Source organism: Ruegeria sp. AD6, from assembly GCF_056542325.1.
This window is the reverse complement of the sequence record NZ_JBQFZQ010000003.1, coordinates 40,684-58,437: the sequence shown is the minus strand read 5'-3', so window position 1 is coordinate 58,437 and position 17,754 is coordinate 40,684. Positions and strand designations below refer to the sequence as shown.

The following is a 17,754-nucleotide window of genomic DNA, read 5'->3' as shown; positions in this document are numbered from 1 at the left end:
AGACCCAACCGCCACCAACGGGAGAAATAAATGAACACGATTTGGAAAGCTGCGGCAGCCGCAGCGCTTGGACTGGTATTGTCGGGCGCGGCACATGCACAATCGGCCCTGAACGAAGTGCTGGATTCGGGCGTTCTGAAAGTCGGCACAACCGGCGACTGGAACCCGATGTCCCTGCGCGATCCGGCGACGAACAGCTACAAGGGCTATGACATCGACATCATGAACGAACTGGCCACCGATCTGGGGGTCGAGGTCGAATATGTGCCGACCGACTGGAAAACCCTGGTCAATGGCGTGGTTGCGGGCAAGTACCACCTGACCGGCTCGGCTTCGATCTCGCCGCCGCGCATGAAGGTTGCCGGGTTTTCGGACAGCTATATCGCGGTCGAGTTGTTTCCCTACACCACCAAGGACAAGGCCGACAAATTCGACGGCTACGACTCGATCAACCAACCCGACGTGACGGTTGCCACCACTTTGGGCACCACCTTTGAAAAGCGCGTGCGTGAATGGTTCCCGAATGCGGAAATCAAGGTTGTCGAAGCGCCGGCCCGTGGCTTTCAGGAGGTTATCGCCGGACGTGCGGACGTGTTCATCACATCGAACATCGAAGGCTCGACCCTTGAAGACAAATTCCCGGTTGTCCGCGTGAAGAATGCGGGCCCCCGTTCGCCTTCGCCCATCGCCATGATCCTGCCGCAGGACGATCAGGTCTGGATCAACTACGTCAACAACTGGATCGAGGTGAAGAAGGCGCAGGGTTTCTTCGAAGCGAATCGAGAGAAATGGGGTCTCTGACCTGACCAGCGCCCGGCCTTACCGCCGGGCGTTTTCAATTTCCGCTGGGTACGGCCTTGGCCACAACGGTTATGAAACTGACCTTGTCCGTCTTCAGCTCAACCGGCCCATGCGCAGCGTTTGAATCAAAGCTTAAGGAGTCGCCGGGGCGCATATGATAGGCCTCATCCCCGCAGCCATAGACCATCTCACCATCGGTGACGTGGATGAACTCGATCCCCTGATGTTGATATGATGGTCGTGGCCCCAGAGGCGATTCCAGCGTTACGCTGAAGCTTTCGAAACTGACATGCTTGGCCTCGGCGCGGCCGATCAGCTTGTAGCTATGACCGTAACCGCTGCCCAGCCGCTGCACCGTCACACCCTCGCCCGCCGCAACAAAAGACACGTCGGACCGTTCGACCGTTGCGGCAAAGAAATTGATCAGGGGGACACCGATCCCGTTTGCCAGCGCATCCAGCGTTCCAAGCGAGGCCGAGACCTGTCCGCGCTCGATCTTCGAGATCATCGCGGTCGAGACCCCGGACTGACCCGACAACTCGGCCAGCGTCAGACCTGCGAGCATGCGATGGGTTTTGACGGCCAGCCCGATCACATGATCAAGCGGCGGCTTCTGGGTTTCAATGGTACGTGGCTGTTCCATGCGCTCAGCGTATCGGCGTGTTGCCAAAAGGAAAAGCGATAGTCAGGCTGTAATCATGAAACTGGATCATATGACATGGTATGAGGTCGAGGCCCGGATCAAGTCCGGGGCCGCAATCCTGCTGCCCGTGGGATCGACCGAGCAGCATGGGCCGATGGGCCGGATCGGAACCGACACGATCTGCGCCGAAGCGATAGCGCTGGCCGCAGCCAAGCGGTGCGACGCCATCGTGGCTCCGGCGCTGGCCTACACCCCGGCCCCGTTCAACACGGCCTTTCCCGGTACGGTCTCCCTGTCGGAGCCGATTTTTCAAACCATGGCGAGCGAGGTCATCTCGGGCCTGCTGGCGCAAGGGTTTACCGGTGTTTTTGTTGTGAATGGTCACGGCGCCAATCTGGCACCGTTGAACCGCATCGCTGACGCCCTGCCCGCAGGTCGGATTCAAATTGTCAGCTGGTGGGAGCCGCCCAGCGTCAACGCCCTGCGCCAGAACCTTTATGGCGCGTGGGAGGGGATGCACGCCACCCCGTCCGAGATCGCGATCACGCAAAGCCTGTTGGGGGCTTTGCCAACGGGATTGGCCGCCGATCCCCCCAAGAAACTCAGCTCTGATTATATCCGCGCCCATAGCGGCGACCGTCACGGCCCACCCGAAGAACACCGGGCCGCGTTCCCGGATGGCCGCGTCGGATCCCATTCCGCGCTGGCCACGCCCGAGGACGGCGCGCGGCTGCTGGACACCGCCGCACAGGCGATCGCAGAACAGTTTGCAGCGTTTCAGGATCTGGCGCGACAGGTTCGTTAGGCTGCGGATAAACTCGTCTCACCAGCGCGTGACAATCGATGTCAGGCGATTGCAACGGGTCGGTTCTCGGGCCACTTTCAGTCTCGGAAGGAGACCTGCCATGACCCGAACTGCCTACCTCGATTTTGCGAAGCCCGCCCTGTTGCTGACGTTCATAACTTTGGCCGCGATGCTGCGGGTCCTGCCCGCTCAGGCGGCAGGCACCGAGACACTGACCGTTGCGGGCGGGTGTTTCTGGTGCGTCGAATCCGATTTCGAATCCGTCCCCGGTGTCGTGGGCGCGGTGTCGGGATATACCGGTGGCAAATCGGCCAACCCAACCTATGATCAGGTCTCAAAAGGCGGTACAGGCCATTACGAAGCGGTTCAGATCACCTTCGATCCGGCCCGGGTTTCCCGTGAAACGCTATTGAACATGTTCTTCCGCTCGGTCGATCCCACCGATGCGGGCGGTCAGTTCTGCGACCGGGGTGACAGCTATCGCACAGCGATTTTCGTCTCTAACTCGGGCGAAAAGGCGCAAGCGGAAAAGGCCAAGGCACAGGCGCAGGCCGCATTGGGTCAGACGGTGGTGACGCCAATCTTGCAAGAATCTACCTTTTACCCGGCCGAGGCCTACCATCAGGATTATTACAAGGGCGAAAAACTGGTCTTCACCCGCTTTGGTCCGAAACGTCAGAAGAACGCCTATAAGGCCTATCGCAATGCCTGCGGTCGGGATGCGCGTGTGAAACAGCTTTGGGGCACAGACGCACCCTTTGCCGGGTCTTAATCGAAAGACGCGTCGCGCACTTCGCGCAGATCAGGAATGACATCCGCCGTACCGTGCCGCGTGACCATCAGGGCCGCGGCACGATTTGCTTGCAGGATCGCCTGTTCCATCGGCATCCCCCGGTCCATCCCGGCCAGAACATAACCCGTGAACGTATCCCCCGCACCGGTCGTATCGACCGCCTGAACCTTGTGGGCCGCGAAATCGACCGGATCACAGCCCTGTTGCAGATACCGCGCGCCTTTTGCGCCAAGGGTGACGATGACATGGCGCACCGGCAGTTGCGCGGCGTCCAGCCCGGTTTCCTGCCGCAATTGCTCGGCCTCAACCTCATTCAGGATCAGAAAATCCAGATAAGGCAGAACGTCCTGTACGGCCTGGGCCTGAAACGGGGCTGCCGCGTAGCAGACGGTCAGGCCCAGTTCGTGCCCCATCCGGGCGGCCTCGACCTGCGCGTTGGTTTCGTTCTGCAGAACCAGAAGGTCCCCGGTATTGGCAGATGCCAGCGCCTGCCCGACCTGCGACACCTCAAGCGCATGGTTGGATCCAGGGAAGAGGACAATCAGGTTCTCACCCTGCGCATCCACGGCCACGATGGCATGGCCGGTGGGCACATCGACCTCGGCAATGAACCTTGTGTCGACGCCATATTCGGTCAGCCGATCCTTCGCCCAGCGCCCGTCGGCCCCGACCGCGCCAATATGGCTGACCTGCGACCCGGCCCGCGCCGCCGCGACCGACATATTGGCCCCTTTGCCGCCAAGAAACCGTTCCAGTCCACTGGCCGCCAGCGTCTCCCCCGGCGCGGGCAGATGCGGCAGGGCATAGACCATATCCGCATTGATCGAGCCGAGGTTCCAGATCGTCATGGCTTATCCAATATCGCAAGAGGCCAGAATGGCCATGTTCAGAATGTCATTCGCCGTCGAAACGGTCGAGCAGATCTGGATCGGCTTGTCGACACCGGACAGGATCGGGCCGATCACGGTGGCGCCGCCCATTTCCTGCATCAGCTTGGTCGAGATGCTGGCCGAATGGCGTGCAGGCACGATCAGGATATTTGCCGGGCCGGTCAGGCGCGAGAAGGGGTACGCCTCTTGCTGATCGAGGTTCAGCGCCACATCGACGGTCATCTCGCCTTCGTATTCGAAATCGACGCCGCGACGGTCCAGAACCTCGGGCGCGACATGCATCTTCTCGGCCCGCTCCGATACCGGATAGCCGAAGGTCGAGAAGCTGACGAAGGCCACGCGCGGCTCCAGACCCATGTGACGCGCCACAGCGGCCGAGCGTTCTGCGATATTGGCCAGATCGTTTTCGTCCGGCCATTCATGCACCAGCGTATCACCGATCAGCACGATCCGACCCTTGTGCAGCAACGCAGTCACACCTGCCGCGCCATGGGCGGCATCGGCGTCGAATACATGGTTGATCCGGTCCATCACATGCGCCGATTTGCGCGTGGCACCGGTAACCAGCCCGTCCCCATGCCCATGCGCCAGCATCAGCGACGAGAACACGTGCCGGTCGCGGGCCGCAAGGCGGTGGATGTCCTTGCGGTCGAACCCTTTGCGCTGCAAACGCTTGTAAAGAAAGTCCTTATAGGTCTCGAGATGCGTGGTGTTCGCAGCGTTGACCACGTCAAGTTCGCGCACGGCGTCGCCCAGACCTGCCTCTTCCAGCTTGGTTTTCACCTCGTCGGGCCGACCCACAACCAACGCCTTGCCAAAGCCCGAGCGCTGATACATCACCGCCGCTCGCAACACGCGGGGATCGTCGCCCTCGGCAAAGATCATTCGGCTTTGCGCCTGACGGGCACGGGCGTTCAGGCCACGCAGAATGCTGGCCGTCGGATCCATGCGAGATTTCAGGCTCAGCTCATAGGCGTCCATGTCGATGATCGGACGGCGGGCCGCGCCGGTATCCATCCCGGCCTTGGCGACCGCAGGTGGAATGCGGTGGATCAGGCGCGGATCGAACGGCGTCGGGATGATGTAATCGCGGCCAAAGGTCAGCGACTTGCCATAGGCCATTGCGACTTCATCCGGCACATCCTCGCGCGCCAGACGGGCCAGCGCATGGGCACAGGCGATCTTCATCTCGTCGTTGATGGCGCGGGCATGGATGTCCAGCGCGCCGCGGAACAGGTAGGGAAAGCCCAGAACGTTGTTCACCTGGTTCGGGTAGTCGCTGCGCCCGGTGGCGACGATGGCGTCAACGCGGACCTCGTGCGCCTCTTCCGGCGTAATCTCGGGATCAGGGTTGGCCATGGCGAAAATCACCGGGTTGTCGGCCATGCTGGCGACCATATCCTGCGTCACCGCACCTTTGACCGACACGCCCAGGAACACATCCGCGCCCTTCATGGCCTCTTCCAGCGTGCGCAATTCGGTGGTGATCGCGTGGGCCGACTTCCACTGGTTCATGCCCTCGGTCCGACCCTGATAGATCACGCCCTTGGTGTCACAAACGATGCAGTTTTCGTGCTTTGCACCCATCGCCTTGAGCAGTTCGATACAGGCAATCCCCGCAGCGCCGGCCCCGTTCAGAACGATCTTCACATCCTCAATCTTCTTGCCCGAGATATGCAGCGCATTCAGCAGACCCGCCGCACAGATCACCGCCGTACCGTGCTGGTCGTCATGGAAGACGGGAATGTCCATCTCTTCCTTCAGGCGCTGTTCGATGATGAAACACTCCGGCGCTTTGATGTCTTCCAGGTTGATCCCGCCGAATGTCGGCCCCATCAGCTTCACCGCGCGGCAGAATTCATCCGGGTCCTCGGTGTCCAGTTCGATATCGATCGAGTTCACGTCAGCAAACCGTTTGAACAGGACGGATTTCCCCTCCATCACCGGTTTCGAGCCCAGCGCGCCCAGATTACCCAGACCCAATACGGCGGTCCCGTTCGAGATCACGGCGACCAGATTGCCCTTGTTGGTATAGTCATACGCCGTCTCGGGCGCTTCGGCGATGGCTTCGCAGGGAACCGCCACGCCGGGGCTGTAGGCCAGCGACAGATCGCGCTGGGTGGTCATGGGAACGGTGGCCTGCACCTCCCACTTGCCGGGGGTGGGGTCCAGGTGAAAGGCCAGCGCCTCTTCTTTGGTGATCTTCGCTTTGGGCATTTTAAACGTCGGTTCCATGACTTCAGGGCTGATGCCTCATAGCGCAGGCGGGGCTGCGCCTCAACGGGAATACGTTTTCACCTTTCGTCGCGGGGGCCGCGTTTGTAAGGTCGCGCCCGGAATACGCCAGAAGGGGGCCGCTTTTGTCCACAGTCACGCCGATGATGGCGCAATATCTCGAGATCAAAGAGGCCCATGCCGATGCCCTGCTGTTCTACCGCATGGGCGATTTCTACGAGATGTTCTTCGAGGATGCGGTGAATGCCGCCGAGGCGCTGGATATCGCCCTGACCAAACGCGGCAAGCACAACGGCACCGATATTCCGATGTGCGGCGTGCCAGTTCATGCCGCAGAGGGCTATCTGCTGACCCTGATCCGCAAGGGGTTCCGCGTGGCCGTCTGCGAACAGATGGAAAGCCCGGCTGAGGCAAAGAAAAGAGGCTCTAAATCAGTGGTAAAGCGCGATGTCGTGCGTCTGGTGACGCCCGGCACCCTGACCGAAGATGCGCTGCTTGAGGCCCGCCGCCACAATTTTCTGGCCGCTTATGCCGAGGTCCGGGATGAGGCCGCGCTGGCCTGGGCCGACATCTCGACAGGCGCGTTTCACGTGATGCCTTTGACGTCCATACGCCTCAGCCCCGAACTGGCCCGGCTTGCCCCGTCCGAGTTGGTCGTGGCGGACGGATCGGAACAGCCCCTGCACGAACCCGTCCGCGATCTGGGCATTTCACTCACCCCCATCGGGCGCGCCAGTTTCGACAGCGCCGCGGCAGAAAAACGCATCTGCGGGTTGTTTCACGTGGGCGCTTTGGACGCGTTCGGAAATTTTGGGCGCGCCGAAGTTTCGGCCATGGGCGCACTGATCGACTATTTGGAAATCACGCAGAAGGGCAAATTGCCCTTACTGCAAACGCCCTTGAAGGAATCCGAGGACCGTGTGGTGCAAATCGACGCCGCCACGCGCCGCAATCTGGAGCTGACGCGATCCCTGTCCGGCGGTCGCGCCGGCTCTCTGTTGTCCGTTGTCGACCGGACCGTCACCCCCGGTGGCGCTCGGCTGCTGGAACAGCGCCTCTCCAGCCCGTCGCGAAATCTGGACTTGATCCACGCCCGTCTAGACGCGGTGAGTTTCGCCGCGGAGGACAGTTTGACTGCCTCGGACCTGCGCGAGGCGTTGCGCAAAACCCCCGATCTGGACCGCGCCCTGTCGCGGCTTTCGCTGGAACGCGGTGGCCCCCGCGATCTCGCCGCCATCCGCAACGGTCTGGCGCAGGCGGCGACCATCGCCGAACTCTGCGCCCCGCAAGACCTACCCGTCCTTCTGGCCACCGCCGTGCAGAACCTGACCGGTTTCGACGACCTGCTGACCCTGCTGGACGACGCCCTTGTCGCCGAACCACCCTTGCTGGCCCGCGACGGCGGCTTCATCGCCCCCGGTTTCGACACCGAACTGGACGAGGCCCGCACCCTGCGCGACGAAGGCCGATCCGTCATTGCAGGGTTTCAGCAGAAATACGCGGAACATACCGGCATCACCTCGCTGAAGATCAAGCACAACAACGTGCTGGGTTATTTCATCGAAACCACGGCCACCCATGCCGAAAAGATGCTGAACCCGCCGTTCTCCGAGACCTATATCCACCGCCAAACCACCGCCAATCAGGTCCGGTTCACGACCGTCGAACTCTCCGAGATCGAAACCCGCATCCTGAACGCCGGAAATCTGGCGTTGGAGATCGAAAAGCGGCTCTATCAAAGACTTTCTGGCGAGATTCTGACCAAAGCCGCGCGCTTGAACCAAGCAGCCCGAGGGCTGGCCGAACTCGACCTCACCACTGCTCTGGCCGATCTCGCGCGCGGAGAAGACTGGTGCCGCCCACAGGTCGACACCTCCCGCGCGTTCAACGTGCAGGGCGGCCGCCACCCGGTCGTCGAACACGCCCTGCGCCAGCAAGGCGGCGATGCCTTCATCGCTAATGACTGCAACCTCAGCGCCGACAAGGGTGCCGCCATCTGGCTGTTGACCGGCCCCAACATGGCGGGTAAATCAACCTTCCTGCGCCAGAACGCCCTGATCGCCCTGCTAGCACAAATGGGCAGCTATGTTCCGGCAGAGCAGGCCCATATCGGCGTCGTCAGCCAGTTGTTCAGCCGCGTCGGAGCTTCGGACGATCTGGCCCGAGGCCGCTCGACCTTCATGGTCGAAATGGTCGAAACCGCCGCCATCCTGAATCAGGCCGACGACCGCGCGCTGGTGATCCTCGATGAGATTGGCCGCGGCACCGCCACTTATGACGGGTTGTCGATCGCCTGGGCCACGCTGGAACATCTGCACGCCGCCAACCAATGCCGCGCCCTCTTTGCGACCCACTACCACGAACTCACCGCGCTGGCCGGTAAACTCGAAGGCGTCGACAACGCCACCGTTGCGGTCAAGGAATGGGAAGGCGAGGTCATCTTCCTGCACGAGGTCCACAAAGGCGCCGCCGACCGGTCCTACGGCGTGCAGGTCGCCCAGCTTGCAGGCCTGCCCGCCTCGGTGGTGGACCGGGCGCGTATCGTACTGGACCAGCTGGAAAAAACCGAACGCGAAGGCGGCAAGCAAAAGGCGCTGATCGATGACCTGCCCCTGTTCTCCGCCGCGCCGCCCCCGCCGCCGCCAGCCCCCAAGGCTTCCCCTGTCACCGACATGCTGGCCGAGATCCTACCGGACGAGCTTACCCCGCGCGAAGCGCTCGACCTGATCTACAAACTGAAAGAGGCGGCCAAATCCTAACCGCCCCTTCATCTTTTCAAAAATACTCTCGCCGAAGGCTTGGCCTCGCAGAGGCCAATCAGCTTGCCGGTGTCGAAGACACCCCAACCTGTGCAGGTCGCAGCAAACGGTCATGCAGCATGAACCCCTCGGCCGACACCTGAATGATATCGCCTGCGCGGGTTCCCGGCACCGGGGCCTCGAACATCGCCTCATGCACATTCGGATCGAAGCGGTCGCCTACTTCGGGCGTGATTACCTCGATCCCGTGCTTCTGGAACACGTCTTTAAGCGCGCGCATGGTAAGTTCAACACCTTCCAACAAACCGGCAGCCACTTCTTTCTGCTCATCGGTCGCCGCCTCAAGCGCGCGTTTCATGTTGTCGTAAACCGGCAGCATGTCGCGCGCCAATTTCGATCCACCATATTGCTCGGCATCACGGCGCGCCTTGTCGCCACGCTTGCGCGCGTTCTCGGCATCCGCCAGCGCGCGCATGAACTTGTCCTTGTAATCGTCCCGCTCGGCACGCAGCGCGTCGATCTCCAGCGCCTCTTCGCTGATATCCATCAGCTCTTCGGCCAGCTCTTCCGCCTCGGCGGTTGCGATATCGTCCAGAAAATCTTCGTTCTTGGGCTCTGCCATCTCTTACCCTCTAGCTCCGGTCGGATATCAGCTTGCCGACCAGTTGCGCCGTATAATCCACGATCGGCACGATCCGTCCATAGTTCAGACGCGTTGGCCCGATGACCCCGACCGCACCGATAATCTTTCGATCAGCGTTCATATATGGAGACACCACCAAAGAGGAACCCGAAAGTGAGAAAAGTTTGTTCTCGGACCCGATAAAAATGCGCACACCGTCGCCTTCTTCGGTCAATTCCAGAAATTCCGCGATGTCCCGCTTGCGTTCCAGATCGTCAAACAGGGTGCGGATACGGTCCAGCTCCTCGGCCTCGCCCGAGTCACCCAGCAGATTCGCCCGCCCCCGCACGATCAAACGGGCCGAGTCGCCCCCATCCCCGTCCCAGGCGGCCATGCCGCTTTCGACCATCTCGCGCGCCAGCACGTCTATTTCCTGTTTGCGCGCGTCAATCTGGCTTTGCATCTGACGGCGCACTTCGCTCAGCGTGCGCCCCTCGATCAGCGCGTTCAGGAAATTCGCCGCCTCGCGCATCGAACTGGGCGTCTGCCCCGGAGGCGGTGTGAACAGGCGGTTTTCCACATGCCCGTCCGAGAACACCAGGACCACCAGCGCGCGATCATGCGCCAGTGAGACAAACTCGATGTGTTTGATCTCGGTCTCATGTTTGGGGGTCAGAACCAGCGAGGCGCCATGTGTCACGTGTGACAAGACCGACCCCACTCGGTCCAGCATCCCGCCCACATCGCCCGCGTTAGAGCCTAATGTCTCATCCAGCTTCTGCCGGTCATCAGCCCCCAGATCGCCAACTTCAAGCAAGCCATCCACAAACATCCGCAGACCCTGCTGGGTCGGAATCCGCCCGGCGCTGACATGAGGACTGTCAAGCAGGCCGAGATATTCCAGATCCTGCATCACGTTGCGCACGGTTGCGGCGCTGACTTTTTCCGACAGGGTGCGGGTCAGCGTCCGACTGCCAACGGGCTCACCGCTGTCCAGATAGCTTTCGACGATCAGCCGAAACACCTCGCGCGACCGGTCGTTCATCTCGCTCAGAATTTTGCTTGCTTCGCTCATCCGCGTTCCTTTGCTGGATCGCCATTAAATCGCAGGCAAATGAAAGGTCAATCGGGGTTGCATCGTAACGCTGCGGGGCGTTATCCCCAACCCAGCAAACAAAGGATTTTCCATGCGACCCTCAGGACGTGATCTAAACGAAATGCGCGCGGTTTCAATCGAGACCGGCTTTACCAAACATGCCGAAGGTTCCTGCCTGATCAAGATGGGCGATACCCATGTACTGTGCACCGCCACCATCGAGGACCGCGTGCCGCCGTTCATCAAAGGCTCAGGCCTGGGTTGGGTCACTGCCGAATACGGTATGCTGCCCCGCGCGACCAACACAAGGATGCGACGTGAGGCGGCAAGCGGCAAGCAAGGCGGGCGCACCGTGGAAATCCAGCGCCTGATCGGCCGCGCCCTGCGTGCCGGTGTGGATCGGGTTGCCTTGGGTGAACGTCAGATCACAATAGACTGTGATGTGATCCAGGCCGATGGCGGCACCCGTTGCGCCTCGATCACCGGCGGTTGGGTGGCGCTGCGTCTGGCGGTGAACAAGCTGATGAAGGCGGGCGATGTGATTTCCGATCCGCTGGTGGACCCTGTTGCCGCCGTGTCCTGCGGGATTTACGCTGGTCAGCCGGTTCTGGATCTGGACTACCCCGAGGACAGCGAAGCGGGCGTCGATGGAAACTTCATCATGACCGGCTCGGGCAAACTGATCGAAGTGCAGATGAGCGCCGAAGGCTCGGTCTTCAGTCGCGCGCAGATGGATCAGCTGATGGATTTGGCCGAAAAAGGCGTCGGTGAACTGGCCGCCGCACAGAAAGCCGCCACCGCATGACCCGCAAGTTCGACGGCGACAGGCTTCTGGTCGCCACCCATAACACAGGCAAGCTTGAGGAGATGGCGCATCTGCTTGAGCCCTTTGGTGTGACCGTCGTGGGCGCAGGCGAGATGAACCTGCCGGAACCGGAAGAGACCGAGGATACCTTTGTCGGCAACGCCCGGATCAAAGCTCATGCCGCGGCAAAGGCCACCGGCCTGCCTGCCCTGTCGGACGATTCCGGGATCACCATCGACGCGCTGGACGGTGCGCCGGGCGTTTACACCGCCGATTGGGCCGAAACCGGCGAGGGCCGCGATTTCCTGATGGCGATGACCCGCGCCCATAACGAACTCGAGGCGAAAAACGCCCCTCATCCGCGCACCGCGCAATTCCGCTGCACGCTGGTTCTTGCCTGGCCCGACGGGCATGATGAGGTGTTCGAAGGCATCGCCCCCGGCCATCTGACCTGGCCAATCCGTGGCAAGGACGGGTTCGGCTATGATCCGATGTTTGTCCCCGAGGGCCATGACATTACCTTTGCCGAAATGGATCGCTGGGAAAAGAACAAGATCAGCCATCGCGGCCGCGCGGTGGAGATGTTCGTGAAAGGCTGCTTTGGCGGATGATTGGCGCAACGGGGGCTTTGGCCTGTATGTGCATTGGCCCTTTTGCGAGGCCAAATGCCCCTATTGCGACTTCAACAGTCACGTTTCCAGAAATATTGATCAAAAACAATGGCTTGTTGCGTATCTGGGCGAGTTGCACCGCAGCGCCGCCGAAACCCCGGATCGTGTCCTTGATACGATTTTCTTTGGCGGCGGCACGCCTTCCCTGATGGACCCCGAAACGGTCGCGGCGGTAATAGATACGGCCCGCGCCCTGTGGCGCCCGTCGAACGATATGGAAATCACGCTTGAGGCCAATCCCGGCTCGGTCGAGGCTGGCCGGTTCGCCGCTTATCGCGACGCGGGTGTGAACCGCATCTCGATGGGCGTGCAGGCGCTGAATGACGACGACCTGCGCCGGTTGGGCCGCATCCATACCGTGGCCGAGGCCCGCGCCGCCTATGACATCGCGCGCAATTGCTTTGACCGGGTCAGTTTCGATCTAATCTATGCCCGCCAACACCAGACGCTGGACGCGTGGCGCGCGGAACTGTCTGATGCATTGTCGATGGCTGTCGACCACCTGTCGCTGTACCAACTGACCATCGAGGACGGCACCGCCTTTGGCGACCGTTACGCCGTCGGCAAACTGCGCGGCCTGCCCGAAGATGACAGCGCCGCCGATATGTACTTGGCCACGCAGGACATCTGCGACGCCCACGGCCTGCCTGCCTATGAGGTCTCCAACCATGCCCGCCCCGGTGCGGAATCCCGGCACAATCTGATCTATTGGCGCTATGGCGATTACGTGGGGATCGGTCCCGGTGCCCATGGGCGGGTCACGTTGAACGGCCAGAAACACGCAACCGAGACCTACCTGAACCCGGACCGCTGGCTGAAAGCGGCCACACAAGGCAACGGGGAAAAAGAGCGCACAACGTTATCCCCGACGGATCAAGCCAAAGAATACCTTATGATGGGTATGCGCGTAGCTGAAGGACTAGATATTGATCGATACAGTCGGTTATCTGGCCTACCCCTGCCCTCGGACGCACTGGATCACCTGACCGATATTGGCATGATCTGCCATCAGAACGGGCGGCTTAGTGCAACAGCAGATGGGCGCGCGGTTTTGAATGCCGTGATCCGAGAGCTTTTGGAGTAGCGAATGCAGTTTCTCTGGGCCGGGCTGGGACTTGTTTGCGTTGCGCTTGCAATGGTCGGCGTCGTTCTGCCGTTGCTGCCTACGGTGCCTTTTCTGCTGCTGGCTGCGTTTTTCTTCGCCCGATCCTCCTCCCGCCTACATAACTGGCTGATCACGCACAGGCTGTTCGGGCCAATGATCCTGGACTGGCAGCGATCCGGCGCTATCCGCCCGGCTGCAAAAAAGGCGGCCACCTTGTCGGTCGCCGCCGTATTCAGCCTCGCAGTCATGTTATCTGCGCCGCCCCATGTCTTGATCATTCAAGCCGTCGTTCTGGGCGGCGTCATGGTCTTTATCTGGACCCGCCCTAACGGCTGAGTTTCGCACACAGATCGTCCAGCTGATCCAGATTCTCATAGGTCAGAACAACCTGCCCGGTCTCGGTTCCCGGCTTGTGATTAATCGACACTTTCATCGCCAGAATAGCCGAAAGATCCTTCTCAAGCGCCCGCGTATCCGCATCCTTGCCTGCATTCAGGTTTCGCGACTTCGGCGCGGGGCGGTCAGTATCACCCCGCTGTTGCTTCTTCACCAAAGCCTCGGTGGCGCGGACGGACAGACCTTCCTTAACAACCTGTTTGGCAAGTTCCGACGGATTCTCGGCCGTGATCAGCGCCCGCGCATGCCCTGCGGACAGTTTGCCTTCGATCACCAATGTCTGCACGTCCAACGGCAGGGACAAAAGACGCAGAAGGTTTGCAATATGGCTGCGGCTTTTGCCCAAGGCCTCGGCCAGTTTTTCCTGCGTGTGACCAAACCGGTCCATCAACTGTTTATATCCGGCGGCTTCTTCCACCGCGTTCAGATCGGCCCGCTGAATGTTTTCAATGATTGCAACTTCCAGAACCTCGGTATCGTCGAAATCCCGAACTATGACTGGAATATCATGTAGTTGCGCCATCTGAGCAGCGCGCCAGCGGCGCTCACCCGCGACGATTTCATAGGCGCCTTCGCCAATGGACCGCACGATCAGGGGCTGGATGATGCCCTTTTCCTTGACCGAGGCCGCGAGCTCATCCAACTGCTCTGGCGAAAACGTCCGGCGCGGCTGATTTGGGTTGGCTTGCAGCTTTTCAATCGGAACCGTCAGGTCAGGTCGACGCGGCTGAGTCGGTGCCAGACCATCAGCTTCCTGAGTTACATCCGCCATCAGGGCAGACAACCCGCGTCCCAGCCCCCTTGGTTTTGCTTTCTTGGCGCTCACGTCGCCCTCCTCACTCCCGCTTAAGCGGCGACTTTATTGTTCTTGTGCATGACTTCGCGGGCCAGATGCCGATACGCCATCGCCCCAAGCGAACCTGAATCATATTGCAAAACAGGCAACGCATAAGACGGGGCCTCACTGACCCGGACATTCCGCGGTATCTTGGTTTTAAAAACCATCTCACCCAGATTGTCACGCGCATCTTTTTCGACCTGACGGGACAAGTTGTTGCGGTTGTCATACATGGTCAACACAACACCTTCGATTCTCAGGTCCGGATTCGCGGTTTGCCGAACCTCTCTGATCGTCAGCATAAGCTGCGAAAGACCTTCCAGCGCGAAGAATTCGCTTTGCAATGGAACCAGCACCGAATGGGCGGCAACCATGGCGTTCACAGTCAACAAATTCAGGGATGGGGGACAGTCGATCAGAACAAAATCAAGCTCAAAACTGTCGATCGAGGTCTGACGCAGCGCATCATGCAACAGATAGCTGCGTTTTTCGTTGGAAATCAGTTCGATATCGGCAGAACTCAGGTCAACAGTGGCCGGAACGACAAACAGCCCATCAATCTCGGTCTCCTGCACAACCGCTTCCAAGGGCGCATCGTCAAGAATGAGGTCGTAGGTGGTCCAATCCCGATCTTCGACACCCAGCCCGGTTGAAGCATTACCCTGAGGATCCAAGTCAACCACCAAAACGCGGCATCCGGCCTCGGCCAACCCTGCTGCCAGATTGATCGCCGTGGTTGTCTTTCCAACTCCGCCCTTCTGATTGGCAACCGCAATTATCCGGGGCCCGGAAGGACGAGACAGATCAACCACGTGATACTCCTTTGATCTTAAGGATGACAGCCTGGGGTTCTGTTAAACTTGTAATCGGCTCGGCTTCGAATTTCCATTCTTCCTGTGCCTCGACCAGTTCTTTTTTCCAGTTCGCGCCTTTCGGCAACAAGGCCGTGCCGAACTCGCTTAAATGCCTGTCACAAAATGACAAAAGCGTATTCAAGTCTGCCAGGGCCCGGGCTGATAGGATGTCAGCGCCCAATGGATCAATCGCTTCGATCCTTTTGGAGATCACCTGGCAGGAAACTCCGCATTCCCGCGCAACATTCCGCAGAAAAGCGGATTTCCTTTGATCACTTTCGACAAACTGAAAATGAGCGCTCGGCGCCTCTTCCACCGCAATGATCGCACAGACCATCCCGGGGAAACCACCACCGCTACCCAGATCAGACCAGGTTTCAAAGGGTTCAGCGCACCGGAACACCTGTACTGAATCCAGAATGTGCCGATTCCAGATGTCATTCATGCTGTTACGCGATACCAGGTTGATCCTTGGATTCCAGCGCTTCACCAGGTCAACATAGAGGCTCAGCCGCTCGAATGTTTCACGTGAAACATCGAGCGCATCGAGTTTTGAATGGTCCAGAGTCATGCTTTTCGCGCTTTTTCGTCCCGACGCAACTTGGCCAGCACCAGTGTCAAAGCCGCCGGAGTCACGCCTTCAACCCTGCTGGCTTGGGCGATATTTGCTGGTTTGGCTTGCGAGAGTTTCTGTTTCATCTCTGATGACAACCCATCGAGCGAAAAGAAATCGAATTCGCGCGGAATAACATAGGATTCATCGCGCTTCATGGCTTCGACGTCACGCTGCTGTCGTGCGATGTAATTCGCATAGAGCGCATCTCGCGCAATCTGAAGCCGAATGTCAGGTTCGACCGAGGTCAACTGAGGGATGAGCGGCAACATATCTTCAAAAGAGACGTCAGGAAACGCCAGAATCGCCATCCCATTCCGGCGATTTCCGTCCTGATTGACGTTGATTCCAGCCTCTCGGACCTGTTTTGGGGTGTATGTCTGCTGGGTCAGCAGTGACTTGGCGGCATCCAACTTGTCCATTTTGGCTTCAAATTGCGCACGGCGTTCCTGACCAACACATCCAGTCTGCACCCCCAGCGGGGTCAAGCGTTGGTCCGCATTGTCCGCCCGCAGAGACAACCGAAACTCGGCGCGCGAGGTGAACATACGGTACGGCTCAGCCACCCCTCGGGTCGTCAGATCATCAATCATGACGCCGATATAGCTGTCGGCCCGCGTGAAATGCAGCGGATCTTTGCCCTGTACGTCCAATGCCGCGTTGAGGCCCGCGACCATGCCTTGGGCTGCGGCCTCCTCATATCCTGTGGTGCCATTAATCTGACCCGCAAGATATAGGCCGGGAACATCCGGCAGAGACAGTCTTGCCGTCAGCACACGCGGATCGACGTAATCATATTCAATCGCATATCCAGGCTGAAGAATCTCGGCCTGTTCCAACCCTTTGATCGACCGGACATAGTCCAGCTGCACGTCTTGCGGCAGCGAGGTTGAGATTCCGTTGGGGTAGATTGTATGATCATTCACGCCTTCCGGTTCCAGGAAGATCTGATGCGAGTCCTTATCCGCGAACCGAACAATCTTATCTTCGATTGACGGGCAATACCGAGGCCCAACACCGTCGATATGACCGCCATACATCGCCGACTTACTTAGGTTTTTCTCAATAATCTCATGCGTCCGCGCGTTCGTATGCGTGATCCCGCAAGAGATTTGGGGCGCGACAACCGAATTCGACAAGAACGAAAACAGGGTCGGTTCATCATCCCCGTCCTGCCGCTCTAACCCGGTCCAGTCGATGGTTCGCCCGTTCAGCCGAGGTGGCGTACCTGTTTTCAGGCGTCCGGTCGGCAGCTTGTAGCTATCCAGCCGCTCTGCCAGTTTGACAGAGGGGCGGTCGCCCATGCGACCTCCGGGCTTGGACACGTCACCGATATGAATAACGCCGCGCAGGAAGGTGCCGGATGTAAGGATGACAGCGCGCGCTTTGACCTCTGAACCGTCGCCGAGTTTCACTCCGGCTACGCGCTCCCCATCCATCAGAAAATCGATCACTTCACCGACAATGACTAACAGATTGCTCTGGCGTTCCGTCTCTTTCTGCATCGCCGCGCGGTACAGGGCGCGGTCGGCTTGGGTTCTGGGCCCTTGCACCGCCGGGCCTTTACGGCGGTTCAAAAGACGAAACTGGATACCTGCCTGATCCGCGACTCGGCCCATAACTCCATCCAGCGCATCGATTTCGCGCACAAGGTGGCCCTTCCCCAGCCCACCAATGGCCGGGTTGCAGGACATGACCCCGATGTCGGATGCGGACAACGTGACCAGTGCTGTCGCCGCTCCCATACGGGCTGCGGCGTGAGCGGCTTCGGTTCCGGCATGGCCGGCGCCTATGACTACAACATCGAAGTCCGAATGTTTCACGTGAA

Annotated in this window: 17 protein-coding genes; 8 read left to right on the top strand and 9 right to left on the bottom strand. The window is 59.9% G+C overall.

The window, feature by feature from the left end:
- The first annotated feature begins 30 nt into the window (after window positions 1-30).
- Window positions 31-801 (top strand): transporter substrate-binding domain-containing protein, encoded by a 771-nt coding sequence (locus ACR0KJ_RS08930; RefSeq protein ID WP_170453367.1) that lies wholly within the window; start codon window positions 31-33, stop codon window positions 799-801.
- 34 nt (window positions 802-835) lie between these two features.
- Here ACR0KJ_RS08930 and ACR0KJ_RS08925 read toward each other — a convergent pair whose 3' ends face one another.
- Window positions 836-1,444 carry an XRE family transcriptional regulator gene (locus ACR0KJ_RS08925; protein WP_170453366.1) on the bottom strand — a complete coding sequence of 203 codons (609 nt, stop codon included), beginning with the start codon at window positions 1,442-1,444 and terminating at the stop codon, window positions 836-838.
- 55 nt (window positions 1,445-1,499) lie between these two features.
- Here ACR0KJ_RS08925 and ACR0KJ_RS08920 point away from each other — a divergent pair, with 55 nt between their 5' ends.
- Both ACR0KJ_RS08920 and msrA read left to right on the top strand, forming a co-directional pair.
- Complete coding sequence (locus tag ACR0KJ_RS08920; protein WP_480626480.1) at window positions 1,500-2,249, top strand: creatininase family protein; 750 nt, start codon at window positions 1,500-1,502, stop codon at window positions 2,247-2,249.
- A gap of 100 nt (window positions 2,250-2,349) precedes the next feature.
- Window positions 2,350-3,021: a peptide-methionine (S)-S-oxide reductase MsrA gene (gene msrA / locus ACR0KJ_RS08915; protein ID WP_480626479.1), complete on the top strand. Its 672-nt coding sequence runs from the start codon at window positions 2,350-2,352 to the stop codon at window positions 3,019-3,021.
- On the opposite strand, the gene ACR0KJ_RS08910 is transcribed toward msrA, so the two are convergent.
- Entirely contained in the window at window positions 3,018-3,890 is an 873-nt protein-coding gene (locus ACR0KJ_RS08910; protein WP_170520909.1) for a ribokinase, read from the bottom strand. The two genes, msrA and ACR0KJ_RS08910, sit on opposite strands and share 4 nt — an antisense overlap.
- Window positions 3,891-3,893: 3 nt before the next feature.
- Window positions 3,894-6,149 (bottom strand): NADP-dependent malic enzyme, encoded by a 2,256-nt coding sequence (locus tag ACR0KJ_RS08905; RefSeq protein ID WP_170520907.1) that lies wholly within the window; start codon window positions 6,147-6,149, stop codon window positions 3,894-3,896.
- 161 nt (window positions 6,150-6,310) lie between these two features.
- On the opposite strand from ACR0KJ_RS08905, the gene mutS reads away from it, so the two are divergent.
- On the top strand, window positions 6,311-8,926 hold the full coding sequence (gene mutS / locus ACR0KJ_RS08900; RefSeq protein ID WP_480626605.1) for a DNA mismatch repair protein MutS: 2,616 nt from the start codon (window positions 6,311-6,313) through the stop codon (window positions 8,924-8,926).
- Between the two features lie 58 nt (window positions 8,927-8,984).
- Here the strand turns inward: mutS and ACR0KJ_RS08895 are convergent, their stop codons facing one another.
- Window positions 8,985-9,548, bottom strand: coding sequence for a nucleotide exchange factor GrpE (locus ACR0KJ_RS08895; RefSeq protein ID WP_170453361.1), 564 nt, complete (start codon window positions 9,546-9,548; stop codon window positions 8,985-8,987).
- A gap of 10 nt (window positions 9,549-9,558) precedes the next feature.
- Window positions 9,559-10,623: a heat-inducible transcriptional repressor HrcA gene (gene hrcA, locus ACR0KJ_RS08890; protein ID WP_170453360.1), complete on the bottom strand. Its 1,065-nt coding sequence runs from the start codon at window positions 10,621-10,623 to the stop codon at window positions 9,559-9,561.
- Window positions 10,624-10,735: 112 nt separating this feature from the next.
- On the opposite strand from hrcA, the gene rph reads away from it, so the two are divergent.
- The 4 genes from rph to ACR0KJ_RS08870 are packed head-to-tail and all read left to right on the top strand — an operon-like array spanning window position 10,736 to window position 13,561.
- Window positions 10,736-11,449, top strand: a complete 714-nt coding sequence (rph, locus tag ACR0KJ_RS08885) for a ribonuclease PH (RefSeq protein ID WP_170453359.1) — start codon at window positions 10,736-10,738, stop codon at window positions 11,447-11,449.
- Window positions 11,446-12,060: an RdgB/HAM1 family non-canonical purine NTP pyrophosphatase gene (gene rdgB / locus ACR0KJ_RS08880; RefSeq protein WP_170453358.1), complete on the top strand. Its 615-nt coding sequence runs from the start codon at window positions 11,446-11,448 to the stop codon at window positions 12,058-12,060. The genes rph and rdgB overlap by 4 nt, the downstream gene beginning before the upstream one ends.
- Window positions 12,050-13,204 carry a radical SAM family heme chaperone HemW gene (gene hemW, locus ACR0KJ_RS08875; protein ID WP_170453357.1) on the top strand — a complete coding sequence of 385 codons (1,155 nt, stop codon included), beginning with the start codon at window positions 12,050-12,052 and terminating at the stop codon, window positions 13,202-13,204. Before rdgB ends, hemW begins: the two co-directional genes overlap by 11 nt.
- 3 nt (window positions 13,205-13,207) lie before the next feature.
- Window positions 13,208-13,561: a YbaN family protein gene (locus tag ACR0KJ_RS08870; protein WP_170453356.1), complete on the top strand. Its 354-nt coding sequence runs from the start codon at window positions 13,208-13,210 to the stop codon at window positions 13,559-13,561.
- Here the strand turns inward: ACR0KJ_RS08870 and ACR0KJ_RS08865 are convergent.
- The 4 genes from ACR0KJ_RS08865 to mnmG are packed head-to-tail and all read right to left on the bottom strand — an operon-like array spanning window position 13,551 to window position 17,749.
- Window positions 13,551-14,447, bottom strand: coding sequence for a ParB/RepB/Spo0J family partition protein (locus ACR0KJ_RS08865; protein WP_170520895.1), 897 nt, complete (start codon window positions 14,445-14,447; stop codon window positions 13,551-13,553). The genes ACR0KJ_RS08870 and ACR0KJ_RS08865 overlap by 11 nt on opposite strands.
- A gap of 20 nt (window positions 14,448-14,467) precedes the next feature.
- Window positions 14,468-15,271, bottom strand: a complete 804-nt coding sequence (locus ACR0KJ_RS08860; RefSeq protein WP_170453354.1) for an AAA family ATPase — start codon at window positions 15,269-15,271, stop codon at window positions 14,468-14,470.
- A complete protein-coding gene (gene rsmG, locus ACR0KJ_RS08855) occupies window positions 15,264-15,884 on the bottom strand; it encodes a 16S rRNA (guanine(527)-N(7))-methyltransferase RsmG (RefSeq protein WP_480626478.1) in 621 nt (206 codons plus the stop codon). Before rsmG ends, ACR0KJ_RS08860 begins: the two co-directional genes overlap by 8 nt.
- Complete coding sequence (gene mnmG, locus ACR0KJ_RS08850) at window positions 15,881-17,749, bottom strand: tRNA uridine-5-carboxymethylaminomethyl(34) synthesis enzyme MnmG (RefSeq protein WP_480626477.1); 1,869 nt, start codon at window positions 17,747-17,749, stop codon at window positions 15,881-15,883. The genes rsmG and mnmG overlap by 4 nt, the downstream gene beginning before the upstream one ends.
- Window positions 17,750-17,754: the final 5 nt, after the last annotated feature.